Raw genomic sequence first — 24939 nt, 5'->3', positions numbered from 1 at the left:
TTATTTACCTACTACAACTTTTGCGTGACGGATAATTTTATCATTCAGATAGTAGCCTTTCGTTACTTCGTCCACTACCTTACCCTTCAGCTCTGCGCTGGGAGCAGGAATTTCGGTAATGGCTTCAAAAAGATCCGGATTAAAATCCTTTCCAACCGCTTCCATCGGTTTCAATCCCTTTGCCTGTAACACATTCCGGAGCTTATTAAAAACCAGCTTTACCCCTTCTTTAACGGCTGTATTGTCATTCGATTTTTCCAGTTCCGCCAGGGCGCGGTCTGCATCGTCCAGTACATCTAAAAGATCCGTAATCACCTCCCGGCCAGCGGTCTGAAATAATTCGATCCGCTCTTTTGCCGTTCTTTTTCTGAAATTGTCAAATTCAGCCGCCAGGCGGATGTATTTGTCCTTGCTTTCGCGCAGCTCAGCCTCCAGTGCCTCCTGGTCAGATTCCGCCAACGGATCTGTCAAATGTTCCGTTCCGCTAACATTTTCATCAGCATTGATATTCAAACCATTATTCTCTTCCTCAGGAAGTTGCGTATTTTCATTCATATTTCTTATTTATTTTAGTTGGCAAACCAATGTAGACAATAATACTGCCAATACATATGTAGAGACAAAATGGCGGTTATTTTTAGGAACATTTTCCCAAAAAGAAGGGTTTCAAAAAAAACTGCCTCTGTTTTAAGCCTTTATGATTTTTGTAAGTCAAAAAATCAGTAGTTTCAATTCCCAAAAATAACACTAATCTCAATGAGTCTGAAAAAGCTGTTCGTTTTCGTTATCACCATCTGCTGCTTTTTTGCCGCAAACGCGCAAACACTGGAAGAAACACTCGACAACTGGGCAACAAAAAACACCATCGAGAAGCTGTATCTCCATCTCGACCGGGAATCGTATATAGCAGGACAATCGATCTGGTTTAAGGCCTATTTTTTGTCGGATTATATGCCCAGCACCAAAAATTCTTCTGTGTATATAGAACTGCTCGATAAGAAATCAACCGTTGTGTCGCGGCAGGTATTCCCGGCTTATCTGGGCATTTCGTTCGGACAGGTGGAGATCCCCGAAAATTTCCCTTCAGGTTCTTATCAGTTACGTGCCTACGCCCCCCTGATGCTGAACCAACCAGGTTTTGTGTATAACAAACGCATTGAAATATTTGGAACAACAAACAAGGAAACAAAAAACGCAGAAACAGCCGCTGCCATCAGCCTCCAGTTCTTTCCCGAAGGCGGCAACCTCGTCAATACTCTTTTGAACAATGTGGCATTTAAAGCGGTAGATCAAAACGGATTTCCGGTAAATGTATCCGGGCAGCTGAAAAACAATAAGGGAGAGGTCATCGCTGCTGTTACCACCCGGCACGACGGCATGGGCCTGCTCACCATTGTACCCCAAACAGATGAAACCTATTACGTGGTACTGGACCAGGCGCCATCCAAACAATACGCATTACCGGCAGCAACTACCAAAGGGATCACGTTCAGCATTATCAATTCCTCCAAAGGAAAACAATTCAAAATTGAGCATCCCCAGGGATTGCCACCGGAATTCCGCGCGGCTTATATGATCGGGCAGATGGAAAACCAGGTAATTTTTAAACAGCCGCTTCAGTCCGGCAAGGACCTCCTCGGCGGCGTTATTCAAACCAACAACCTGCTGTCCGGTATCCTGCATGTTACCGTGTTTAACAAGGATCATATGCCCCTGGCCGAGCGGCTCACGTTTGTCAATAATAAAGAATACATACTGCCCGGCGAACTGGTAACAGACACCCTCAACACCACCGCTCATCAAAAGAACCATTTTAGCTTTCAGTTAAAAGATACCATCATCGGCAATTTTAGTGTTTCCGTTACCGATGCGGATTATGAAACCGACGCGTATCGTCCGCTGAATATTTATTCCGGCTTCCTGCTCAATAGTAATCTTAGGGGATATATTCATAACCCGGCCTATTATTTCCGGTCGGATGCAGATTCTGTAAAAAATGCGCTGGACCTGGTGATGATGACCAATGGCTGGACCCGGTTTAAATGGAGCGAGGTAGCCAGCAACACCCTGCCGGCCCCTCAATACCGGGATGCGGGTTATATCCGCCTGGCCGGAAAAGTAAACATAGAAGGCACGCGCAAAGCCTTTGCCAATAAAGACCTGATAATGATGATGCGCCCGGTTGATACACTGCAGGGTAAAAACGGACCTTTTAAACCTATTACAACGGACTCAACAGGCAGATTCAGCATAGACTCCACGATTTTCTACGAAAAAATGCGGATTCTTTTTGCGGATACAAAGGGAGCTAAAAGCAAATACATAAAAGTTCAGATGGAAGGCGATTCCCTGCGCCGCAATTTCCAGATACCGCTGATCCGCATCCCCTTCAGGGACACACTCAATACACAGGTGGAGGAAAAAATGATGGAGGCTTATAACGACTATATGAAAGCAGAAGGCCTGACCCTGAAAAACGTAACGGTGAAGGGACGTCAGAAATCAGACAAGGAAAAGCTGGAAGATGAATACACCAGCGGGCTGTTCTCCGGCGGGATCAATTCCAGGATCCTGGACCTGCGGAACGAGCCCGGCGGCAGCATGAATATCTTTGAATACATCCAGGGGCGGATACCCGGAGTAACAGTAAGCCGGGATGCTGAAGGGCAATACGTTGTACGCTACCGGGATGGGGGTTTGGGTAACGGAAAAATGGCCCTTTACCTGGACGAAATGCAAACGGACCCGGTTTTTATTGAATCCATCCCCGTAAACCAGATCGCCTTCGTAAAAGTAATGGGTAATTTTGTGGGTACAGCCGGAGGTGGTAGCGCCCTGGCCATCTATATGAAAAAAGGAGCCGATCTGGCGGCCAGCACCGATGCAGCTACGGATATCGTGATCTACAGGGGCTATTCCATCATCAAACAATTTTATGCGCCGGACTACGATCTTAAAAATGTAGATCCATCGAAACCGGACGATCGTTTAACCCTGGCATGGCTTCCGGATATTTACCTGGCCAATATCAATCCGAAGGTTCCCGTTGTTTTTTACAATAACGACCGCAGCAAACGCTTTAGAGTAGTGATCGAAGGCGTTACCAACGATGGCCGGATGCTGATGATCGAAAAAACGGTCGGAGGCAACTGATTTCCCGGGCAACCGTTGTGTAACAGCGGTAAAAAGCGCATCTCAAAATAGCTGCAGTTTGAAAACCATTTGCAGATTATTTTGTAATTTTCTTATAAAACATCAGGTAATGATGCGCTTTTTTAAACTCATTGCGGTGCTGCTGCTTGTTATCAGCACTGCCCCGGCATCCGGACAGGATTTCGCAGACCGGCTGAACACATGGAATGAAAAAAATCCCATAGAAAAAACCTACCTGCAACTCGATCGGGAGGCCTATTTTTCGGGACAAACCCTTTGGTTCAAGGCCTATTTTATGTCCGGTTTTCTGCCCTCAGCGGCAAATTCCACGTTATTTGTAGAACTCTTAAACAACCGGTCTGACCTGGTCATTAAAAAGATCGTTCCGGTTTTCGGGGCACTTTCTTACGGCCAGTTCGATTTGCCAGATTCCCTGCCGACCGGCTCCTACCAGCTAAGGGCCTATACGCCCCTGATGCTGAATTTTGACAAGCGCTACCTGTTTTCGCAACGAATCCAGATTTACGGACGCAATAAACCACGGACGGCGCCCTCCGCTGCCGCTTCCGCAGTAGCACTGCGTTTTTTCCCGGAAGGCGGCAACCTGGTTTCGGGTTTCCCCAATAACATGGCCTTTAAGGCCGTTGATGCCAACGGGCTGCCGGTACCGGTTTCCGGAGAGATCCGGGATGAACAGAACCGGCGCACTACTACATTTATCAGCCGGCATGACGGTATGGGACAATTCATTTTAACCCCCGTGACAGGTATACAGTATCACGCATTCATTGCCGGGCAGCCTCCGGTGAATCTTCCCCAAAGTAATCCGGAAGGCCTGGCACTTCAGCTAAAGAACGGCAACAACGCCAAAACCTTCAGTCTAAATTACAGCGGCAGCCGGCAAACCCCCGCTTATATGGTTGGCCAGATCCAGCACCAGGTGGTGTTTAAACAGGCACTGGCCGCCACAGGCAACAAGATCAGCGGCATTATCCAAACCGGCAACCTTCCATCCGGCGTGTTACAGGTAACCTTTTTCAACAAAGACGGTATGCCTCTGGCAGAGCGACTGACTTTTATTAATAACAAAGAATATATACTGCCGGCAAGCTTCAGGGCCGATACGTTGAATAATGCTCCCCGTAAAAAAAACCATTTCAGCATTATACTGCCGGATAGCGTCACCGGTAACTTTTCCGTTTCGGTCACCGATGCCGGTTACGAGTCCGGAGCCTACCGCCCGCAAAACATTTACAGCAGCTTCCTGCTTACCAGTGATATTCCGGGATATGTGCATGAACCGCGCTATTATTTCAGTAATGATCCCGGCGCAGCCGAAGCAGCAGAACTTCTGATGCTGACCAATGGATGGCGACGGTTTAAGTGGACCGATGTGGCTGCCAACACCCAGCCGGAGCCACAACATAAGGACCCGGGCTTTATCAGTCTTTCCGGCAAAGCTACCATCGCCGGATCCGGTAAATCCTTTTCAGACCGGGATCTGCTGGTTTGGGTAGCCACCGATTCGGGCCGCAGTCTTCAAATGGTTAAAACCGACGCCGAAGGCCGCTTTAAAATGGACTCGATGATCTTTTTTAACAAAGCCCGGGTATTGTTCAGCGACGTGATGGGGAAGAAAAATAAATTTCTTACGATAAAACTGAATGCCGACTCGCTGACTCGTTCGTATGCACTACCTCCCCTAGCGATTCCTTATGATCCCTTACAGGCTACCGGCAATGCCCTTGCCTCCAAAATGAGTACCGCTTATTTTGATTATACCCGCGGCGAGGGTGTGATGCTGGACAGCGTGGTAGTGCTGGGCACCAAAACGCGGCTGCAAAAACTGGAAGAACGGTATATGAGTGGTTTATTTGCAGGCGGTATCAATGCCCGTACCATCGACCTCACACGGGAATTTATTCCCAACCAGAACATTTTCGATTACCTGCAGGGACGCGTTCCTAGTTTGACGATTGAACGCGGCGGGCAATTCGGGAATTACCGGCTCTATTACCGGCAGGCAGGAACCCGGCAGCCCATGCAGCTGTACATGGATGAAGTACCCACAGACGCCGGCATGATCGAAGCCATTCCGCCCTCCGATATTGCGCTGGTAAAAGTATTCCCCAATTTTGTAGGAGCTCCCGGCGGCGGTTCCGGTGGCGTGTTGGCGGTATATACCAAGCGCGGCGACGAACTCAACCATGCGATGGAATCTTCCGCCACGATCGTGGATTATGAAGGCTACAGCATCATGAAGGAGTTTTACGCGCCCGACTATGCAAAACCGGCAGAAAACTCTTATAATGATTACCGGCTTACACTCGACTGGGAACCGGAAATATTCATCTCCGGAAAAGATCAGCGCATTCCCGTTACCTTTTACAATAACGACCGCACCAAACGGTTTAAAATTGTAGCTGAAGGCATCACCACTACAGGGAAATTGATGATGCTGGAGCGTTATGTGGAACCAGGACAGAAATACATTGTAAAATAAAAAATAAGGAATATAAAATGTAGAACTGGTGCAGTAATAAGCGGGGTTTTATTTTTAAATTTAAAATTCCTTATTGGTCATTTTAAATTCTGCGGGGCTTATCTTTATTGCCAAACTTTTTATATGACCATCGGTTCCATTATAAAAACGCTTGAAGCCCTTGCTCCTCCTGCCCTGCAGGAAAGTTATGATAATGCCGGTTTACTGACAGGCCGGCCCGATTGGCAATGCACCGGTGTACTCTGCTGTTTGGATGCGGTAGAAGCAGTAATAGACGAAGCTGTCGAAAAAAACTGCAACCTGGTAGTGGCCCACCACCCCATCGTCTTTTCCGGAATAAAGAAGATCAATGGCAATAATTATGTGGAGCGCACCCTCATCAAAGCCATCAAACAGGATATTGCCATCTATGCCATTCATACAAACCTGGATAATGTGTTGCACGGTGTAAACGGGATGATTGCAAAAAAGCTGGGATTGACCCGCCTGCAGCTGCTGGCGCCAAAGGAACGGCAACTCGAAAAGCTTTATTTCTTTGTTCCCCCGGAATATGCGGAAAAGGTACGATCCGCCATTTTTGCCGCCGGCGGCGGCGAAATCGGTAACTACCGCGAATGCAGCTTTAGCGCCACCGGGAAAGGCACGTTCCTTCCGGGAAACAATGCCCAACCTTTTACCGGGGAAATCGGGGTACGGCACGAGGCCGAAGAGCTAAAAATAGAGATCCTGTACCCCTTTTACCTGAAAAATAAGATCCTGGCGGCACTGAAGGAAAATCACCCCTATGAAGAAGTTGCGTATGAAACCATTTCGTTGAACAACCTCCATCAGGGAGTAGGTGCCGGTATTACCGGGCAATTTCAGGAGGCACTGGATGAAGCCGATTTCCTGCGAAAACTGAAAACAGTCTTCAATCTTGCAATAGTGCGGCATACGGCGCCGCTGGGTAAAAAGGTGAAAAAAGTAAGCATCTGCGGGGGCGCCGGCAGCTTTTTAACGAAAGCTGCAATCAATTCAGGATCAGATGCATACGTTAGTGCAGATATCAAATACCATGAATTCTTTGATGCCGATGGGAAAATCCTGCTGGCCGACATCGGGCATTACGAAAGCGAGCAGTTTACCATAGATTTGCTCCAACACGTTTTACAGGAAAAAATCCCTAACTTTGCCGTCCTTAAAACAGCAATCAATACCAATCCCGTGCACTATTTGTAACGCGGATTTTTTAATTGCCTGATTTTTAAAACACATTCAAACAGTAAGAAACATATGCCACAAATTAAAGAGTTTTCAATTGAAGAAAAACTGGGCTCCCTGATCAACCTGCAAAAAATTGACAGCAAGTTGGATGAGATCAAAATTTTAAAAGGTGAGCTGCCCATGGAAGTAGCTGATCTGGAGGATGAGATCCAGGGATTGCACTCCCGGCAAACACGCATTGAAGAAGAGATCAACGGCGTTACAGAATTCATTGAAGAACGGAAAGCGGCAATCAAGGAATCGGAGGAGCTGATTAAAAAATACGAGAAGGACAGCGAGAATGTAAAAAACAACCGCGAATTTGAGGCCATCAACAAAGAGATCGAAATGCAACAGCTGGAGATCAAACTGGCTGAAAAGCATATTAAAGACGCGAATGAAGAAATTTCTGAAAAAGTAGTACTACTGGAAAAAGCCAAAAAGAACCTGGGTGCTAAAGAAGGTGTGCTGGATCTGAAAAAGACCGAACTCGAAAAGATCATCTCTGCCAACGAAAAAGAAGAGAAAGAATACCAGAAACTTTCCGAAGCAGCCAAGGAAAATGTAGAACCCCGACTGTTGGCCAGCTACGAAAAGATCCGCGGTAATTTCCGCAACGGACTGGCGGTGGTACCGGTAGTGCGCGATGCCTGCGGCGGATGTTTTTACGCCATCCCTCCTCAAAAGCAAAGCGAAATCAAACAACATAAGAAAATCATCGCTTGTGAAAATTGCGGCCGCATCCTAGTGGATGAAGAACTGCACAACAACGTTGAAGTAAAATAAATTCTTTTTTCCTGTCTGCCTGCAGACAGGCTTTTTTATTTTCCCCCATTTGCAAGAATGGGGGTTTTTATTTTTCCGCATTGCCGGCGGCTGCTGACCGCGTTGGAATATTTGCAGTCGCTTGTTTCTGCCAAACCCGTAACGATATCCTGCACAGCATTTAAACACAGGTTGCCCGCAGAAAATTGGGAATGGAGAATGGAGATTTGAGCGTTGTTTTTCTTAATTTGCCTTCCGATGTTGAAACAACTACATATCAGGAACTACGTAATCATCGATAGCCTGGAGATCCGGTTCTCTAACGGGATGAATATTGTGACCGGCGAAACCGGTGCAGGAAAATCGATTATATTGGGTGCATTATCGCTCATACTCGGGGAACGAGCTGATACAGCAGCCCTGGTAGACAAAGAAAAAAAATGCATTATCGAGGGATTATTTACTCCCGGAACGGTAAGCGAGATCACGCAATTCCTGGAAGCCAACGATCTCGACCCCTCCCCTGAAATTACGATCCGGCGGGAGATCGGCGTCAATGGCAAAAGCCGCGCCTTTATTAACGACACCCCGGTAAACCTGGCGCAGCTGCAGCAACTAAGCTCCCTGCTGGTAGACCTGCACCAGCAATTTGACACCCTTCAACTGGGCGATACCGGCTTCCAGGTGCATGTGCTGGATGCGCTGGCAAACAATGCAAAACTGATCGGCGATTACCGGTTAGCATTTGCTGAATGGCAGCAACACAAAAAAAAGCTGGAGCATCTGAAAGAGCAGCAGGCACAGCTGGACAAAGAAAGCGACTATAACCAGTTTCAATACGATGAACTGGCAGAGGCCAACTTCCGGGAAAACGAACTGGAAGAGATCGACGCTTCCCTCAAACTCCTTTCCAACTCCGAAGGGATTAAAGGCGCATTGGGCCGGGCATACAGTGAACTGGAAGAGGGCGAACAACCATTGATACAGCAGTTAAAAAGCATCGCACACCTGCTGGGTAACTACAGCAACTTTCATAAAGACCTGCCGGACCTGGTAAGCCGGCTAAACAGTGCACAGGTAGAATTGCAGGATATCGCTTCAGAACTGGAGCACATCAGCAACGGCATCCACTACGATCCGGAAAAGATAGAGGCGTTGAGCGACCGGCTTTCACTTGGATATAAATTGCAAAAAAAACACGGGGTACATGCTACCAATGAATTGCTGGCGCTTCAAAAACAACTGGAAGAAAAATTGCAGGGAGTAGCCCATATCCAGGAAGATATAACCGCCCTGGAAGCCGCTACGGAACAGCGTCGCCAGTCGGCGGAAGCTCTTGCGCAAAAGATCTCTGAAGCCCGTAAAAAACAGATCGCCCCGTTTGAGAAAAAAGTGGATGCATTGCTTACCCAGGTAGGCATGCCTAATGCGGCGCTCCGGGTTGCTTTTGAGAAAAAATCCCTGGGCGCCCAGGGAGCAGATGCAGTGGATTTCTTATTTGATGCCAACAAAAGCGGACAGTTTAAACCGGTGAATAAAGTGGCCAGCGGTGGTGAATTAAGCCGCCTGATGCTTTGCATCAAAAGCCTGGTGGCCCAGCGTATGAACCTCCCTACCCTCATCTTCGACGAAATTGATACCGGTATCTCCGGTGAAGCCGCCAAACAGGTAGGCATTATCATGAAGGACCTGGCCACCAGCCGCCAGGTGATCTGCATTACCCATCAGCCACAGATTGCCGGGCGTGCGGATGCCCATTATTTTGTTTACAAGGAAGTATCCGGCCAACAGGTGCGTACCGGCATGCGGCAACTGGATACCGAAGAACGGATCACGGCCATTGCAAAAATGCTCAGCGGCGAAAAACCCACTGCCGCGGCGTTAGAAAATGCAAGGGAAATGGTACAGGCGTAAATTTTGCTTCAGGTTTGAGGTTTAAAGTCTCAGGTGTGCCCGCCGTGGCGGGTTAGATCCGTTTCATATTCGATGATGTATTCGGCTATTCATTATTGTTCTTGCTTTTTGGGGGGACATGTAGACTGGGGGACTATGGAGTTATTTCAGGTTTAATGTTCCTGGTCTGCCCATCGTGGTATAGATTTTTATTCCGTATCGTAATCATCTGAAAAACGAAAGCTGAAGACTGATAACTGATAGCTGATACCTGACCGGGAACTTTAAACGGGTATTGCTACTCCGACACCACATAACTCAAACAAAGGCCTGAAAGCTGCTGCAGGTGCACGTTTAAGTGACTATCCGTAAGCATAAAACGGCAATCAAAGGCAGACCGCAGATCATTATATCCCGTAATCCGGATATGTTCCCTGAAATCTACCTTACCCAATCCATACCATTTATACACCGCTTCTTTGGCCGACCATACCTGCGTATATTCTTCCATGGAAAGCGGGTTCAGTAATTCCATTTCTGCGGGGCTAATGAATTTATGCCGGATGCTCACCACCTTCTCCACCGGAATTTCAATATCAATCCCCACCCGCCGCTCCCGGCTTACAATCGCTGCTGCATAATCGCCGCAATGCGAAATGGAAAAATGAAAGACTTCGTCCGGCAGGAAGGGCTTCCGCGTTTCCGCGATCTGGATCAGGTGGTACGGGAACCCGGGAAACAAATATTGTAATAAAAAACGGCCGGCCAGGTGCTGCAGCATTTTATGCGGATGCGTCACCGCCCGGTGCAGCGGCACCTTTTCCCGGAAGAAGTCCGGTGCTTCCTCAATCTTCCAGATCCCCAACCTTGTGTTATTGTTAATTTCTTCTTGAAAAATAACGGGCATAAATAATCGGATTCACTTAATTTGTGCAAGTTAAGGATTTCACAAAGTACAACTCATGATCTTATCGGACCTGCGCATACTGGAAGAAATGGAGAAGGGCACTATTCTCATTAAACCCTACGACCGGGGTTGCCTGGGCAGTAACTCGTATGATGTGCACCTGGGCGCCTGGCTGGCTACTTACAAAAACCACCAGCTGGATGCAAAGCAACACAATGAGATCGCTTATTTTGAAATCCCCGATGAAGGTTTTGTGCTCTATCCCCATATTTTCTACCTGGGCGTTACCCTCGAATATACCGAAGCGCATGCGCATGTACCCTTCCTGGAGGGTAAATCTTCTACCGGCCGCCTGGGCATCGACATTCATGCCACTGCCGGTAAAGGAGATGTGGGCTTTTGCGGTCACTGGACGCTGGAAATCTCTGTAAAACAACCGGTAAAAATCTATAAAGGCATGCCCATCGGCCAGCTGATCTATTTTCCCGTTGAAGGTGAAATTGAAGTCAAATACAACCAGAAGCAAAACGCCAAATACAGCAGTCAGCCGGACCGCCCCATCGAAAGCATGATGTGGAAAAATAAGTTTTAACCCGTTCACTTCAGGCCTTTTACAACCGCTAACAAACGAAAGTTAGGAACCAAATCACTATTTTTGCAGCGGCTGAGCATTTTAAACTAAATTTATTCAATAAATACAATTGTTCTATGGCTTTAGAGGATCTGGTGATGCCCAAATTAGGAGAAAGCATAATGGAAGCAACCATCTTAAAATGGTTGAAGCAGGTGGGTGATGCCGTGGAAATGGACGAAACCGTTCTGGAGATCGCTACGGATAAAGTAGATAGTGAGGTACCCAGCACAGCCAGTGGTATTATTGAAGCCATCCTTTTTAATGAAAATGATGTGGTACCTATTGGTACGGTCATCGCCCGTATCCGCACAGAAGGTGCAGCCAGCGAAACTATTGCACCCGAACCCACTTCTGCCCGGCAGCCGGAGCCGGTTGTAACCGAACCGGCACAGGAAGCCGAAGTCGTTTCTTCTACCATCAAACCGGCAGCCACAGGATCGGCTTCCGCAAAATTTTATTCTCCCCTTGTATTGAATATAGCCGCCAGCGAAGGTATTTCCATGAGTGAGCTGGAACAGATACCCGGTACCGGCAAGGAAGGCCGCGTAACCAAAAATGATATCCTGGAGTATGTGGCCAACCGCTCCCGTCAGCAACCGGCAGCCCCGGTTACAACCCAGGCTGTAACGGTTGCACCTGCCAGCGCCCGGGAAACACAACAAGCCGGCACGCTGGATATCAGCCGGCATGGCAGCAATGTAGAGATCATTGAAATGGACCGGATGCGCAAGCTGATCGCAGAACATATGGTGCGCAGCAAACAGACCAGTCCGCATGTAACCAGCTTCTCCGAAGCCGATGTTACCAATATGGTGATGTGGCGGGAAAAAGTAAAAAAAGATTTCGAAAAACGGGAAGGCACCAAGATCACTTTTATGCCGTTGTTTATTGAGGCCATTACCCGTTGCATCAAGCGTTTTCCACTGATCAACAGTTCGATCGACGGCGACAGGATCATCATTAAAAAAGATATCAATATCGGGATGGCTACGGCACTTCCGAGCGGGAACCTGATTGTACCCGTGATCAAAAATGCCGACCAGCTGAACCTGACGGGCCTGGCCAAACGTGTGAACGGTCTGGCCGATGCCGCGCGTAACAACAAGCTAAAGGCAGAAGATACCCAGGGCGGTACTTTTACCATCACCAATGTGGGTACCTTCGGCAGCCTTGCCGGTACCCCTATCATTAACCAGCCGCAGGTAGCGATCCTTGCCGTAGGCGCCATAAAAAAACGGCCCGTTGTGGTAGAAACCCCACAGGGCGACAGCATCGCCATCCGCCATATGATGGTGCTGAGCATGAGCTACGATCACCGCGTGGTGGATGGTGCACTGGGCGCTACCTTCCTCAGTGCTGTAGCCAAGGAGTTGGAAAGCTTTGTTCCGGTAGAGATTTAGTTTCAAGTTCCATGTTCCAAGTTGTGCTTCAGGAGATAGGAAGACTTGGGCGACGGGGATTTTGTCTGATGCTGGGACTGAATCCACAGCGGTATCAACTGAAAACTGATCGCTGAGTGTGGAAAGCAAACAGCTAAAAACGGATTCCACACCAAGTATAAAACGTATCCAACCCGCCACGGCGGGCACGCCTGAAACGTTGAACATTGAACCTGGAACACATGCTTAACCGCCGGCCATCGGCTTATAAAAAAAACATCAATAAAACGTTACCCCACGCTTCCAGCAGGTCTGTGCATCCGTTTGCACATCCGGGCTATTTCTCCGCCTGAGTGGCTATCTTGCGTTTTATTCAATTACCTGCCGATGTCATTGACAACCATAAAACAGTTTTTCCTTTTATCCCTGGTACTCCTCCTGCTGGCTACGGCATGCAGCCGCCCCTTTACACGCTCCGCCGGGTATGTATATCTTCAAAACCAACACCGGCCCGAAAAAAAATGGACCCTGGTCTGGAAGGATGATTTTAACAAGCCCTACCTGGACACCGGTAAATGGACAAGGATTCCGCCCGGCAAATCGGACTGGAACAAGCATATGAGCACGCATAACGATTGCTTTCGGATCGACAGCGGGTATATTTATCTGCGCGGTATCCGCAACCCGGATACGGCTTCCGATCCCCGCCCCTTCATTACCGGTGGTATTTATACAAAGGGAAAGTTTGCCTTTCAATACGGCAAAATTGAAATAAGAGCAAAGCTGGAGTGCGCCACCGGCGCCTGGCCCGCCATGTGGATGCTGGCAGAGCAAAATAAATACGGTGCTTATCCCAAAAATGGTGAGATCGATATTATGGAGCACCCGAACTTCGAGCATAAGGTTTACCAGACTACCCACTCCTACTATACGCTCGATCTTAAACAAACCCATACCCCCCCGCATTCGGGAACAGCGGCTTTTAACAGGGATGGCTTTAACACCTTTGGCATTAAATGGTTCCCCGATAAGATCATATTTACCGTAAACGGAAAAGAAACCTTTACCTACCCACGCATTACCGGGGTGGACGCCAGCCAGTGGCCCTATGATCAGCCGTTTTATCTCCTCGTCGATCAACAGCTGGGTGGTAACTGGGTGGGTAAGGTAAACCCACAACAGCTGCCGGTACAGATGATCGTTGACTGGGTAAAAGTATACCAGTGATGATGAATTGATCTTCCAGGATCCTTTACCGTGATGCCTGCATGATTAGCAAGACCAAAGCCCTTTATTGCGGTGTCCTCTTCTATTGTATGTGTATTTATAAATGATCAGTGTTATGTTGTTGCAAACCGGCAAGCTGTTGGTGAATCAATTGCAGCTCTTCCGGGTTAAGTTCCAGGTTTATGGCTTCTGCATTTGCAATGGCCTGCGCAGCATTCCTTGCTCCTGCCAGCACTACGCTGATGCCCGGTTGCAAAGTCGTCCAGCGCAACACCAGTTGTGCCAGTGTGGCACCCTTATTCCTCGCTATGGGTTCCATCGATTGCAACAGGGTCTTTACTTTTTCCAGATCGAACTGCGTAAAATAACCATTGCGATGATCATCGCTCGTTAAACGATGCTCCTTAAAATATTTCCCGGTGAGTAAGCCACGCTCCATCGGGCTATACGCAATAATGCCGGTATGTGTTTCAAGGGCATAGGGCACCAGGTCTTTTTCGATACTGCGGTTGAGCATGCTGTAGGAAACCTGGTTGCTGGCGGGTTTCAGGGTTTGCGCCGCTTCCTGTAATTGTGCTATATCGTAATTGCTGACACCGGCGGCACGTATCTTACCCTGCTGTATCAGGAGCTCCAGGGCTTCCATGGTTTCGCTGATGGGCGTGCTGGCATCCGGCCAATGCAGCTGCAATAGGTCGATATAATCCGTCCCCAGGCGCGTTAAGCTTGCTTCTGTTTCTTTGATCACATTTTCCCTGGAGGCATATTTATAAACCGGGAGGGCGTTACCATTGTCTGTAGCTTCAAAGAAAAACACACCCTTACCCTTATTGCTGCCGTCCCATACCAGCCCGAACTTGGTCAGCAATTGTATCCTGGAACGATCTTTCCCTTTAATGGCATCGCCTACCAATGCTTCACTGAGGCCAAAGCCATAGAACGGTGCCGTATCGATTGAAGTAACGCCATGGTCCAATGAAGCGTGGATGGAGTTAATCGAATCCTGTTTTTCATTACCGCCCCACATATGGCCGCCAATGGCAAAGGCACCATGGGTTATAACGGATAGTTCAAGGTTTGTGTCTCCCAATTTTCTATATTCCATAATTTGATTTTTATAAATTTTTATTTTCCCCCCGCGGATACGCACAGATTATTCCCCCGCTGATCTACGAAGATCTTTTTCGATGATTTTTGCAGATGATTCTTATCTGCGTTTCATTTGCGTCATCTGCGGGACTATTTCCCGCTGATTTTCGCTGAGCTTTCCCCTGGATCTATGCAAATCTTTCTGCCCGCTTTCTGCGTCATCAGCGGAGATTTTTATTTTTTCATTAACTTTATTCATAACATTTGAAACCTATTGAATCATGACCGAAAATGAATTGTCTTATGGCATCCGTGGATGCATCTTCAATGTATATAACAACTTAGGTCCCGGGCTGCTGGAGTCGGCATATGAAGCCGCGTTGGGATTTGAATTACATCAAAACGGATTATGCTTTGCCAAACAGGTGGGCTTACCGATGGTATATGGTTCTCTAAAACTTGACATCGGATACCGGCTTGATCTTTTAGTGGAGCATAAAGTAATCATTGAAGTAAAATCTGTTGAAACACTACTGAACGTTCATCATAAACAAGTGATCACCTATTTAAAATTGTCCGGATTAAAATTGGGGCTACTTGTTAATTTCAATGTTGATGATATTTCAAAATCGATCTTCAGGAAAGTTAACGGATTGTAAAACTATCCCGCGGATCTTCGCTGATTTCTATTCTTTCAGCGTCATCTGCGGGATATTTTCCCGCTGATGCTCGCAGATTTTTTCCGCTGATTTTGTGGGTGACGCTTATCTGCGTTTCATTTGCGTCATTTGCGGGCTGCTTTCCCGCTGATGTACACGGATTCTTTTCGTAGATTACCACTGATTTTTCTTTTTCTGCTCATAATCTGCGGGCTGTTTTCCCGCTGACGCTCGCAGATTTTTTCCGCTGATTTTGCAGATGACGCTTATCTGCGTTTCATTTGCGTCATTTGCGGGCTGCTTTCCCGCTGATGTACACGGATTCTTTACCGCTGATTTTTCTTTTCTGCTCATAGTCTGCGGGCTGTTTTCCCGCTGACGCTCGCAGATTTTTTCCGCTGATTTTGCAGATGACGCTTATCTGCGTTTCATTTGCGTCATTTGCGGGCTGCTTTCCCGCTGATGTACACGGATTCTTTTCGTAGATTACCACTGATTTTTCTTTTCTGCTCATAATCTGCGGGCCATTTTCCCGCTGATGCTCGCAGATTTTTTCCGCTGATTTTGCGGATGACGCTTATCTGCGTTTCATTTGCGTCATCTGCGGGCTGCTTTCCCGCTGATGTACACGGATTCTTTTCGTAGATTACCACTGATTTTTCTTTTCTGCTCATAATCTGCGGGCCATTTTCCCGCTGATATACGCGGATTCTTTTCGCAAATCTTCGCTGACTTTTCTTTTCCGTGCCTAATCTGCGCTATCTGCGGGATATTTCCTACGCCGCTATCTGTGGTTTTGCTACTGTTTTAAAAATGTCTTCCAGATGCGCCCTGTACCGTTCCATATCCCGCGCCACATCCGCATTCTTTTCAATATCGTGAAAGTGAAAACTTTTTATCGGCTGCATACCGGCAAAAGCATTCATCCGGTGAAACCCAAATAAGGGGCCATCATCCACACTGCGCTGTTTAAAAAATTCACCCGGCAACGTAAACGCTGTCTCAGGTGCATTCCAGCTGGTCGTCAGCATATAGGTTTTCCCGTGGAGCATGCCCCCTGTTCCATAATTGATATGGGGATTTGCCGATGAACGGCCGTCGCTGTGATAAATCCCCTTGCCGTGCCCGGCTGTAAATACCTTGTCAATATATTGCTTAAAGCCATGGGGCAGCTGGAACCACCAGATGGGTGTATGGTAGATGATCGTATCCGCCCATACAAATTTTTCTACCTCTTCTGCAGGATCATAACCATCGGCAATAACGGTTTGCCTTACTTCCACATCCGGCTGGTTACTGAAAAATGCGGCCGTTTCTGCCGCTACGGTATGGTTAAACCGGCCGCCGGAATGTCCGAATTGTTGCCCTGCGTTGATGATCAATATCTTTTTCATATCTCTTTTTTTAATTGACAAGGCAAAATTATTATACAAATAATTATCAGATAAATAATATAAATTATAGATTTGTATTATAAAAATAATAGTTAAATATGGTCAACCTAGAATGGTACCGCACGTTCAAGGCCATTTATCAAAGCGGCACCCTTACCGGTGCCGCCGAAAGCCTGTTTATTTCGCAGCCGGGGGTAAGCCTGCATTTAAGCTCGCTGGAAAGCTATGTGGGTTATAAACTGTTTGAGCGTGCCGGCCGCAAAATGGTGCCTACAGAACGCGGCAAGATCCTGTACAATGCAATAGCTGAGAGTCTTACCACGCTGGAAGAAGCGGAAAAAAGTTTTCAGCGCAGTACGGAAAAGCATACGCCCACCATCAGTATCGGCATGTGCTTCGAAACCTTCCAGATCACTCTGGAACAATATATTTCGAGTTTGGACTTTAACGTGATCATTCGCTTTGGCGACTATCATGAAATGCTGGACAACCTGGACAAGGGTATCCTCGACCTTATTATCACACCACATAAAGGGAGCTCTCTCAAAATAGAACACCAACCTTTCTCATCAGAAACGATCGTGCTGGTAGCCGGTAAAGAATTGGATGATCTGCCTTTTCAAAAACTGGTAAAACAGAAAAAATATGCCGCCGCGGAAGCATGGCTGAAGCAACAGAAGTGGTATGGAACCACCGGCGACATGGAACACCTCTTCCGGTTCTGGCAGCTGAACTTTGGCAACACCCCTGATTTTCGTCCCAATTATATTGTACCCAACCTCAACTCCATTGTACGTTGTTTGAGCAGTGGTAAAGGCCTGGCGGTGATCCCGGATTTTTTATGTCAAAAGGAAATTGAAAGCGGGCAGGTAAAGCTGGTATGGAAGGGCCATAAGCAGTTGAAGAATACGCTTTATTTCGCCTGCCGGAAAAATACCACACATGCCAAGGAAATCGAGCTCATCAAAAGTCTGTTCCGGAAGGTGATGAAATAGGCTTACAAGGACAATTGTCTCAAAAGCAGCTGATCACGAAGTACAGATAAGAAACCGGGCCTTACCGGTAGGGTGATCATTTACTTTTGAGACAATGCACTGAATGATCCTTCTCTACAAGGCCTGTCCGCCCGATACCTCGATCCGCTGTCCGTTGATCCAGCGGGCATCTTCTGTACACAGGAAGGCCACCACACCGCCGATATCGTCCGGCAGGCCTACCCTGCCTAAAGCGGTAATGCCTGCAATCCGGGCATTGATCTCTTTATTATCCCTGGTACGGCCGCCGCCAAAATCCGTTTCAATGGCACCCGGTGCCACCACGTTCACCCGTATCTTCCGTGGGCCTAATTCCTGGGCCAGGTAGCGGGTCAACACCTCTACTGCAGCCTTTATCGATCCATACACGGAGGATCCCGGAAATGTGATACGGGCCAGCCCGGATGAAATGTTTATAATACCCCCGCCGTCATTCATAAAGGGCAGTAGCTTTTGTGTAAGAAAAAACACCCCCTTATAGTGAATGTTTACAATATCGTCCAGTTGCTTTTCGGTGGTATCAACAGCCGGCGCATACAAAGCGGTACCGGCATTGTTGATCAGGAAATCAATATTGGGGCTGCCGGTTTCCGCTTTTAAATAATCCGTCAGCTGCGGGGCAAATTCATCAAAAGACCCGCTATTGCTGGTATCCAGCTGAAAGGCTGCCGCCTTTTGTCCCAGTGCCCGGATCTCCGCAGCCACTGCATCTGCCGCCTCCTTATTCGTGTTATAGGTTAACACTACATCGATCCCCTTTTTTGCAAGGGCAATGGCCATATTCCTGCCAAGGCCACGACTGCCTCCGGTTACCACCGCTATTTTGTTTTTAGCATTCATATCATTATTATTTTGATACACAAAGTTGCCACAATCTGCGGTGACTGCCGTTGCAAACATCAATCCATTATTTGCAAAAATCAAATCATCATCAGGAACGGAACACAGCCGGCGTAACGGCTGCCTGTTTCTTAAAGAAGTTGGAAAAATGTGCTACTTCCTCAAAACCGAGGCTATAGGCAATTTCAGAAACGGTCCAATCGGTTTGTTTTAAAAGGATCTTTGCCTCCTGCAAAATGCGGCCGCTGATCATCGCGGTAGTGGTTTTTCCTGTATGCTCTTTTAATACTTTATTGAGGTGGTTTACGTGCACCGCCAGCCGGCCGGCATAGTCCTTAGCTGTGCGCAACTGCAATTGCTGTTGTGGCGATTCAATGGGAAACTGCCGTTCCAGCAACTCGATAAAAAGTGCAGTAACACGGGCCGCTGCATTTTGAGTGACGGCAGTTGCAGGAGCCGGTTGCAGTTTTTGCCCGTAATGGATCAGCTCCAGCACATAATTACGCAACAGATCGTATTTAAAGGCATAATCGGAAGCGATCTCCTTTTTCATTTTCAAAAAAACGGATTCGATCTCCTTCGCCTGCTCACCGGTAATTTCAAAAACAGGATAGCCGCCGGGTTGAAAGATCGGAAGCTCTTCAAGCACCACGCCACTTTTATTTTTTACAAGAAAGGCATCCGTAAATACACAAAAATGACCAGACTGATGCGGATCCTGTGGTATCCAATGGTACGGCACTTTGGGTGTGGCAAACAAGAGGGCATTACCCGTGATATCAATCACTTTATCGGCATATTCGGCCCGGTTCTTCCCGCGTATCAGGCTGATTTTATAATAGGCCCTGCGGTTGTAGGGCATTTCCTTTTTCCGTTTTACAGCCTCGATGGTGGCTGCTATATCAAAAATATTAAAATGACCGATCTCCTTACCGATGCCGGGAGGTAACAGCGTTGTCACCTCCTTACCGGTCCATGTTGCCGCCTCTTCATAAAATGCCTCCAGGGAGGTGGGTTTAGCCGTATTCATAAATCTGCTTGTTTGCAAAATTCAAACAGCAAGTTATAAAAAGATACTTAGGCTTCAAAAGAATTTTGCTGCTACCAAAAAGTGACAGGTCTTCCCTGTTACTACCCACTTAAAAATATAATCAATATGAAAAAGTAGGCTAAAATGTCCACCAAAAGAGATCGCATGTTTATGATTATCATGCCAACCCATTTGGTCAAAATCTTCATCCGCCCAGTAACTTTTTTCCAGCTGATATTTTTTTACAGATTCGGTCATCCTTTATTGTTGTTATATGATTTCGGAGCAATCTTTTTACCAATCGCTGTTTTCTCCCATGGCGCCAAAGCCGTTTTTGTCCGCCCTTTTCTCATTTTGAACCACTTCCTCAATAAACAAAAGCAGCTCCTGTTTCTCTGTCTCGTAAGTTTCCATCAGCTCCTTCCCTGTTAAAAAAAAACCAGCGATGTCCAATGCATTCAGCCCCTTTTTAAAATGCAGGTAACTGATTTGCTCGATAAATTGACGGATTTCCTCCTCGTATCGCCGGCCCCGCTCCAACGCATCCGGATGGCCATTCAATATTTTTTTACGTTCCTTTTCCGGCAGATTCGTTATTAAAAAACAGGCATTGGGCGGCACATTTTTCACCACTTCGGGATCTACGGTTCCGGTTCCGTTGCAATAAGCGCAGGAACCCGGCGACCATATTAATTCCTGTTTCAGTCGCCTGATGTCCTCCTGATCTACCCGGCCTTTTCCCAAACACCGGGGGCATTTGATCAACACTGATGGTTTATCGGTACCAAATAGTTTTCTAAAGAAATTCATAGCCGCATACTGTTTTGGATTGCTTCAAGTGTGGTTCATTTGTTACCCGTTATAAATATAATCATAAAGGCTACAAGACCCGCTGGCAATAACCTCTTTTATGATTTCCACTCATAAACCAGCTGCACCACGCCCGACCGGAAGGCATGCGTTTCCACCAGTTTCAATTCCATCCGCTCCTTCAGATCTTCGAATAACGGCTTGCCGCTTCCCAGCACTACCGGATGTACGGAGATCCGGTATACATCGATCAGCCCTGCGTGGATAAAGGTTTTGATCAGGCTGGCGCCTCCATAGAGCCAGATATTTTTGCCGCCCTGCTTTTTAATTGCATCTACCCTTTCGGCGATATCTTCTGCAATAAATGTTGCCCTTCCATCCTCCGGCGGACGGGTAGAGAAAACAATTTTCTTTTTTGAATGCACAGCCTTCCACAATTGTTGTTCTGCTTCGCCGGCCGTTGCATCCGGTTGAAAATTACCCCATTGATCGTAGCTAACCCTCCCGTAAAAGATGGTATCAATGCCAGAAAGAAACCCGTCAAAGTTCATATCATCATCCATAATACACCAGTCAATTTCACCATTGGAGCCTTCAATAAATCCATCAAGGGTAACCGCCAGATCCAGGATTACTTTTTTCATATTGGTTGATTTGCGGATAAAAATAGGTAATTATATTGAGGCTGTAGTGCTGTAATCAGGGAGACCGGGAGACATGGGCGACACCCCGCGCTGTCTGAAAACAGTGTTGCAGGTAGATTGACAAGGCATCTCCACCGGCTATAAGATCCGCTTCGGATCCGTTACAAACACCCGCGTACAAACCGTATACGGGTCCCCATTTGAACGTTCATATTTCAGCTCTGCATAAAATGCCTGATAGCCTTTAGCGGGTAATGGCTCCCTGATCCTGATGGAGGATCTGCTGGCTGCCGGCAGTTCCCGGCCCTTCCATGTTTCATTCCGGAAATCCTGGTCTTCAGAACCGGCCTGCCACAGTGTTATGCCTTTCAGCCCCGCGGTTGTTGCGGTTATATTCAGTTCAACTCGTTTCTTTTTAACCTTTGTGCTCCAGTTACACACAGGGTAAGACTCCCGGGCAAGGGCTATTCCAAAAAAGGCGCTGAGTGCAGGCATGGCGGTTACACCACGGTTGAGATCATGCCCCGCATTGGGTGTATAATGTAAGAGGTTGTTCCCGGGAATGGAATCCAGGTAATTTTTTACATTATCCACTACCCAATAGGGATCATTGGTTCCGATAAAGATCATCTTGGGCATGGTTAGTTTTTTCCGGTAAGCGAACGGATCGATCATGGTCACCAGTTCCCGGCCCAGCGGGCTGGTCATACCCTGCACAATGCCCAGCTTTACGTAGTCTTCGATTTCCACGCTGTACCCGCCATAGGCATCGATCTGGTGTTGCAGGTTTGCCGGCATATTCAGTACATCGATGACCATTGGGCCGATGGCTGTTACTCGGGGATCATTGGCCCCTGTAAGCCAGGTGGTCCAGCCCCGCTTGGAAGCCCCTGCCACTACAAAACGATTGACCTTATGTGCCTGCCGTTGTTTTGAAAACTCCTGTACCGCATCCATCGCCCGTACGGCACTTTTTACCATCGGGAATAGCAGCGGCCAGCTATAATCATTATCCTGTTTAAACTGGTGCAGCGTATAGGAAATAGCAGCGTCTTCTGTAAGATTGCTAAAAATGGGCTGATGCGGTACCTGCCGCAATACGGCTACGATGGCCGCATTCCGGGCAGCAATGGTACCCATTTGTTGCACCAGGCGATCATTCTTACCGCTCCAGTTGGGCAAACCGGTTTCTTTGTTATTGCTTCCTCCCGTTATAAACAATAAGGCGCCATCATACCGGGTTTCCCGTGGAATGAGCACGGTGAGCTGGTGCGTCCAGGTATAACCATGCCATTGTTGCGAGGTCAGTAACAATTGGTACGCCGTACTGCTTTCCAGTTCAGCGGAATCTATTAATTCCCATTTACAGGTGGTATCCCTGTTATAAAGATACTGCTCCAGCGCCGTAGCCGCTGTAACGGTCTGCTGTGCCATTGTGTGTACGGTAAACAACAGTTGCAGCAGAATGGAATAAACAAAGGCTTTTTTCATCGTTTTGGGCTTATTTATATCATTTATGCACCGGCAGGGACTTTCACCTGCTCTGTATTGCTTTCAACAGGTCCATTGCAGGAGAAATAGTTGATCGCACTAAGATACGCCGGCAGTTCCAATTATATTTCATTTACCGGCTCTTTGCGGATCTTTTAATCTGCCTGCTTGTATGATGACATAAAGGTTTCTCCGCTGCGGTCGAAACGACGGAGTTTTTTTGCACGAGAGAAATATCATCGTCACCCCGATCCTTGTGGAGGGGTCTCTATGGGTTCCTTCATGCAGGTGGTCTTTTAATCCTGTCTGCTTGTATGATAACGTAAAGGTTTCTCCGCTACGGTCGAAACGACGGATGATTTGTAACGCCAATGAAAAAGCTATCGTCACCCCGACCCTTGCGGAGGGGTCTCTATGTTTTTTTCATGCAGGCGGTCTTTAATCCGGTCTGGTTATATGTTGACGTAAAGATTGCTCCGCTACGGTCGAAACGACGGAGTTTTTTTGCACGAAAGAAATATCATCGTCACCCTGATCCTTGCGGAGGGGCCTCTATGTTTTCTTTCATGCAGGCGGTCTTTAATCCTGTCTGGTTATATGTTGACGTAAAGATTTCTCCGCTACGGTCGAAATGACGGAGTTTTTTTGCACGAAAGAAATATCATCGTCACCCCGATCCTTGCGGAGGGGCCTCTATGTTTTCTTTCATGCAGGCGGTCTTTAATCCTGTCTGGTTATATGTTGACGTAAAGATTGCTCCGCTGCGGTCGAAATGACGGAGTTTTTTTAGTCGCTACGGATTCCTTCATGCAGCCGAAACGACGGAAGATTTGTACTTGGGACTACCGGTGGTTATTTCACCACAATACCTTCCAGATCGTAATCATAGGCCTTTTCGATCTGTACATTGTAAAATTCGCCGATCTTCAATTTATCGGTGCCGGTAATGATTACTTCATTATCCACTTCCACGCTGTCGAATTCGGTACGGCCGATATAACGGCCTGCCTCTTTTTTATCGATCAGGGTTTTGAAGGTCTTCCCTACTTTTTCCTGGTTCAGTTCATAGGAGATCTCCTGCTGGAATTCCATAATTTCCTGGGCGCGGCGCTCCTTTTCTTCCTGGGGAATGGTATCAGACAACAGGTAGGCGGTAGTGTCTTCTTCGTGCGAATAGGTAAAGATGCCTACGCGGTCGAAGCGTTCCTTTGCAAGGAACTGCTTTAATTCCTCAATATCATCCAGGGTTTCACCCGGAAAACCTGCGATCAGGGTGGTGCGTAAACAAATACCCGGAACTTTCTCCCGGATGGCGCTTACCAGGTCTTCCATCTCGGCCCGGGTGATTTGCCGTTTCATCGCGTTGAGCATATTATCCGCAGCATGTTGCAGGGGCATATCAAGATAGTTACAGATATTATCCCGCTGGCGCATCACATCCAGGATCTCCAACGGAAATTTTGTAGGATACGCATAATGCAGGCGGATCCATTCCAGGCCGGGAATGTCTGCCAGGCGGTTCATCAGGTCCGGCAGCATCCGTTTCTTATAAATATCCAGCCCGTAGTACGTTAATTCCTGGGCGATCAGCATGATCTCCTTTACACCTTTCTTCACCAGGCCTTCCGCTTCCGCCACTACCTGCTCGATGGTTTTACTCACATGCTTCCCGCGCATCAGGGGAATGGCACAAAACGAACAGGTGCGGTTACAGCCTTCGGAGATCTTCAGGTAGGCATAATGTTTGGGCGTTGCCAGGAGTCGTTCACCCAACAGTTCGGTTTTGTAATCGGCTTCAAATTGTTTCAGGATCAGCGGCAGCTCCATAGTGCCGAAGAAAGCGTCCACTTCGGGAATCTCGGTTTCAAGATTATTTTTATAGCGTTCGCTGAGGCAGCCCGTCACATATACTTTATCCAGCTTGCCGCGCTTCTTATATTCTACCTGTTCTAAAATCGTATTGATGCTTTCTTCCTTGGCCTTGTCGATAAAACCGCAGGTGTTTACCACCACAATATTGTGATCAAATTTCTTGTTCTCGTGGGTTACCTCAATATCATTGGCCCGCAGCTGTCCGCTCAGCACTTCGCTGTCTACCATATTTTTGCTGCACCCCAGGGTAATGATGTTTACCTTGTCCTTCTTTAATGTTTTTGCTTTCAAACCGGATTTTCAATTTTAGAAGCTGCAAAGGTACGGTATCAGCCGGATATGCGCTGTTACAATTGCCCCTTGCTGGCAAATG

22 protein-coding genes are annotated in these 24939 nt (G+C 47.4%); 10 read left to right on the top strand and 12 right to left on the bottom strand.

Annotation, left to right across the window (positions count from 1 at the left end):
* Entirely contained in the window at positions 1–555 is a 555-nt protein-coding gene (locus LL912_RS01340; protein ID WP_235551756.1) for a nucleotide exchange factor GrpE, read from the bottom strand.
* A 201-nt stretch (positions 556–756) separates the two neighbouring features.
* Between LL912_RS01340 and LL912_RS01335 the strand changes: the two genes are divergently transcribed.
* From LL912_RS01335 to recN, 5 genes are all read left to right on the top strand, one after another.
* Positions 757–3153: a hypothetical protein gene (locus tag LL912_RS01335; RefSeq protein ID WP_235551755.1), complete on the top strand. Its 2397-nt coding sequence runs from the start codon at positions 757–759 to the stop codon at positions 3151–3153.
* 109 nt (positions 3154–3262) lie between these two features.
* Positions 3263–5656, top strand: coding sequence for a hypothetical protein (locus LL912_RS01330; protein WP_235551754.1), 2394 nt, complete (start codon positions 3263–3265; stop codon positions 5654–5656).
* 123 nt (positions 5657–5779) lie between these two features.
* Entirely contained in the window at positions 5780–6874 is a 1095-nt protein-coding gene (locus LL912_RS01325; RefSeq protein WP_235551753.1) for a Nif3-like dinuclear metal center hexameric protein, read from the top strand.
* Positions 6875–6928: 54 nt separating this feature from the next.
* Positions 6929–7684, top strand: coding sequence for a zinc ribbon domain-containing protein (locus tag LL912_RS01320; RefSeq protein WP_235551752.1), 756 nt, complete (start codon positions 6929–6931; stop codon positions 7682–7684).
* A gap of 237 nt (positions 7685–7921) precedes the next feature.
* Positions 7922–9577, top strand: coding sequence for a DNA repair protein RecN (gene recN, locus LL912_RS01315; RefSeq protein WP_235551751.1), 1656 nt, complete (start codon positions 7922–7924; stop codon positions 9575–9577).
* A 277-nt stretch (positions 9578–9854) separates the two neighbouring features.
* On the opposite strand, the gene LL912_RS01310 is transcribed toward recN, so the two are convergent.
* Positions 9855–10463, bottom strand: coding sequence for a 4'-phosphopantetheinyl transferase family protein (locus LL912_RS01310; RefSeq protein WP_235551750.1), 609 nt, complete (start codon positions 10461–10463; stop codon positions 9855–9857).
* A gap of 55 nt (positions 10464–10518) precedes the next feature.
* On the opposite strand from LL912_RS01310, the gene dcd reads away from it, so the two are divergent.
* From dcd to LL912_RS01295, 3 genes are all read left to right on the top strand, one after another.
* A complete protein-coding gene (dcd, locus tag LL912_RS01305; RefSeq protein WP_235551749.1) occupies positions 10519–11055 on the top strand; it encodes a dCTP deaminase in 537 nt (178 codons plus the stop codon).
* Positions 11056–11171: 116 nt separating this feature from the next.
* The gene (locus LL912_RS01300; protein WP_235551748.1) at positions 11172–12497 is read left to right on the top strand and encodes a dihydrolipoamide acetyltransferase family protein; all 1326 of its coding nucleotides are present in this window, start codon (positions 11172–11174) and stop codon (positions 12495–12497) included.
* A gap of 366 nt (positions 12498–12863) precedes the next feature.
* Complete coding sequence (locus LL912_RS01295) at positions 12864–13703, top strand: glycoside hydrolase family 16 protein (RefSeq protein ID WP_235551747.1); 840 nt, start codon at positions 12864–12866, stop codon at positions 13701–13703.
* Positions 13704–13800: 97 nt separating this feature from the next.
* Here LL912_RS01295 and LL912_RS01290 read toward each other — a convergent pair whose 3' ends face one another.
* A complete protein-coding gene (locus LL912_RS01290; protein ID WP_235551746.1) occupies positions 13801–14808 on the bottom strand; it encodes an aldo/keto reductase in 1008 nt (335 codons plus the stop codon).
* Positions 14809–15073: 265 nt separating this feature from the next.
* On the opposite strand from LL912_RS01290, the gene LL912_RS01285 reads away from it, so the two are divergent.
* Positions 15074–15451 carry a GxxExxY protein gene (locus tag LL912_RS01285; RefSeq protein WP_235551745.1) on the top strand — a complete coding sequence of 126 codons (378 nt, stop codon included), beginning with the start codon at positions 15074–15076 and terminating at the stop codon, positions 15449–15451.
* A gap of 174 nt (positions 15452–15625) precedes the next feature.
* On the opposite strand, the gene LL912_RS01280 is transcribed toward LL912_RS01285, so the two are convergent.
* Positions 15626–15805 (bottom strand): hypothetical protein, encoded by a 180-nt coding sequence (locus tag LL912_RS01280; protein WP_235551744.1) that lies wholly within the window; start codon positions 15803–15805, stop codon positions 15626–15628.
* 422 nt (positions 15806–16227) lie between these two features.
* A complete protein-coding gene (locus tag LL912_RS01275; RefSeq protein ID WP_235551743.1) occupies positions 16228–16845 on the bottom strand; it encodes an NAD(P)H-dependent oxidoreductase in 618 nt (205 codons plus the stop codon).
* A 98-nt stretch (positions 16846–16943) separates the two neighbouring features.
* Between LL912_RS01275 and LL912_RS01270 the strand changes: the two genes are divergently transcribed.
* A complete protein-coding gene (locus LL912_RS01270; RefSeq protein ID WP_235551742.1) occupies positions 16944–17840 on the top strand; it encodes a LysR family transcriptional regulator in 897 nt (298 codons plus the stop codon).
* Between the two features lie 114 nt (positions 17841–17954).
* Here the strand turns inward: LL912_RS01270 and LL912_RS01265 are convergent, their stop codons facing one another.
* From LL912_RS01265 to rimO, 7 genes are all read right to left on the bottom strand, one after another.
* Positions 17955–18719, bottom strand: coding sequence for an SDR family NAD(P)-dependent oxidoreductase (locus LL912_RS01265; protein WP_235551741.1), 765 nt, complete (start codon positions 18717–18719; stop codon positions 17955–17957).
* A gap of 91 nt (positions 18720–18810) precedes the next feature.
* Positions 18811–19749: a helix-turn-helix domain-containing protein gene (locus LL912_RS01260; RefSeq protein WP_235551740.1), complete on the bottom strand. Its 939-nt coding sequence runs from the start codon at positions 19747–19749 to the stop codon at positions 18811–18813.
* A gap of 54 nt (positions 19750–19803) precedes the next feature.
* Positions 19804–20007: a hypothetical protein gene (locus LL912_RS01255; RefSeq protein WP_235551739.1), complete on the bottom strand. Its 204-nt coding sequence runs from the start codon at positions 20005–20007 to the stop codon at positions 19804–19806.
* 36 nt (positions 20008–20043) lie between these two features.
* On the bottom strand, positions 20044–20559 hold the full coding sequence (locus tag LL912_RS01250) for a DnaJ-like cysteine-rich domain-containing protein (RefSeq protein WP_235551738.1): 516 nt from the start codon (positions 20557–20559) through the stop codon (positions 20044–20046).
* 98 nt (positions 20560–20657) lie between these two features.
* A complete protein-coding gene (locus LL912_RS01245; RefSeq protein ID WP_235551737.1) occupies positions 20658–21203 on the bottom strand; it encodes a dihydrofolate reductase family protein in 546 nt (181 codons plus the stop codon).
* A 138-nt stretch (positions 21204–21341) separates the two neighbouring features.
* Positions 21342–22694, bottom strand: coding sequence for a PhoPQ-activated pathogenicity-related family protein (locus LL912_RS01240; RefSeq protein ID WP_235551736.1), 1353 nt, complete (start codon positions 22692–22694; stop codon positions 21342–21344).
* Positions 22695–23546: 852 nt separating this feature from the next.
* Positions 23547–24857 (bottom strand): 30S ribosomal protein S12 methylthiotransferase RimO, encoded by a 1311-nt coding sequence (gene rimO / locus LL912_RS01235; protein ID WP_235551735.1) that lies wholly within the window; start codon positions 24855–24857, stop codon positions 23547–23549.
* Between the last annotated feature and the right edge of the window lie 82 nt (positions 24858–24939).

The organism is Niabella agricola (assembly GCF_021538615.1).
GTDB classification, from domain to species: Bacteria; Bacteroidota; Bacteroidia; order Chitinophagales; family Chitinophagaceae; genus Niabella; species Niabella agricola.
The sequence above is the reverse complement of the archived record's forward strand: the minus strand, read 5'-3'. Positions and strand labels throughout refer to the sequence as shown.

What these genes read in the sequence shown, in the direction of transcription:
- LL912_RS01290 (WP_235551746.1), bottom strand. Translation starts at nt 14,808, where the DNA reads ATGGAATATAGAAAATTGGGAGACACAAACCTTGAACTATCCGTTATA.
- LL912_RS01335 (WP_235551755.1), top strand. Translation starts at nt 757, where the DNA reads ATGAGTCTGAAAAAGCTGTTCGTTTTCGTTATCACCATCTGCTGCTTT.
- LL912_RS01280 (WP_235551744.1), bottom strand. Translation starts at nt 15,805, where the DNA reads ATGAGCAGAAAAGAAAAATCAGCGGTAAAGAATCCGTGTACATCAGCG.
- LL912_RS01320 (WP_235551752.1), top strand. Translation starts at nt 6,929, where the DNA reads ATGCCACAAATTAAAGAGTTTTCAATTGAAGAAAAACTGGGCTCCCTG.
- LL912_RS01265 (WP_235551741.1), bottom strand. Translation starts at nt 18,719, where the DNA reads ATGAATGCTAAAAACAAAATAGCGGTGGTAACCGGAGGCAGTCGTGGC.
- LL912_RS01295 (WP_235551747.1), top strand. Translation starts at nt 12,864, where the DNA reads ATGTCATTGACAACCATAAAACAGTTTTTCCTTTTATCCCTGGTACTC.
- LL912_RS01250 (WP_235551738.1), bottom strand. Translation starts at nt 20,559, where the DNA reads ATGAATTTCTTTAGAAAACTATTTGGTACCGATAAACCATCAGTGTTG.
- LL912_RS01300 (WP_235551748.1), top strand. Translation starts at nt 11,172, where the DNA reads ATGGCTTTAGAGGATCTGGTGATGCCCAAATTAGGAGAAAGCATAATG.
- recN (WP_235551751.1), top strand. Translation starts at nt 7,922, where the DNA reads ATGTTGAAACAACTACATATCAGGAACTACGTAATCATCGATAGCCTG.
- LL912_RS01285 (WP_235551745.1), top strand. Translation starts at nt 15,074, where the DNA reads ATGACCGAAAATGAATTGTCTTATGGCATCCGTGGATGCATCTTCAAT.
- LL912_RS01255 (WP_235551739.1), bottom strand. Translation starts at nt 20,007, where the DNA reads ATGACCGAATCTGTAAAAAAATATCAGCTGGAAAAAAGTTACTGGGCG.
- dcd (WP_235551749.1), top strand. Translation starts at nt 10,519, where the DNA reads ATGATCTTATCGGACCTGCGCATACTGGAAGAAATGGAGAAGGGCACT.
- LL912_RS01325 (WP_235551753.1), top strand. Translation starts at nt 5,780, where the DNA reads ATGACCATCGGTTCCATTATAAAAACGCTTGAAGCCCTTGCTCCTCCT.
- LL912_RS01275 (WP_235551743.1), bottom strand. Translation starts at nt 16,845, where the DNA reads ATGAAAAAGATATTGATCATCAACGCAGGGCAACAATTCGGACATTCC.
- LL912_RS01310 (WP_235551750.1), bottom strand. Translation starts at nt 10,463, where the DNA reads ATGCCCGTTATTTTTCAAGAAGAAATTAACAATAACACAAGGTTGGGG.
- LL912_RS01260 (WP_235551740.1), bottom strand. Translation starts at nt 19,749, where the DNA reads ATGAATACGGCTAAACCCACCTCCCTGGAGGCATTTTATGAAGAGGCG.
- LL912_RS01245 (WP_235551737.1), bottom strand. Translation starts at nt 21,203, where the DNA reads ATGAAAAAAGTAATCCTGGATCTGGCGGTTACCCTTGATGGATTTATT.
- LL912_RS01240 (WP_235551736.1), bottom strand. Translation starts at nt 22,694, where the DNA reads ATGAAAAAAGCCTTTGTTTATTCCATTCTGCTGCAACTGTTGTTTACC.
- LL912_RS01270 (WP_235551742.1), top strand. Translation starts at nt 16,944, where the DNA reads ATGGTCAACCTAGAATGGTACCGCACGTTCAAGGCCATTTATCAAAGC.
- LL912_RS01340 (WP_235551756.1), bottom strand. Translation starts at nt 555, where the DNA reads ATGAATGAAAATACGCAACTTCCTGAGGAAGAGAATAATGGTTTGAAT.
- LL912_RS01330 (WP_235551754.1), top strand. Translation starts at nt 3,263, where the DNA reads ATGATGCGCTTTTTTAAACTCATTGCGGTGCTGCTGCTTGTTATCAGC.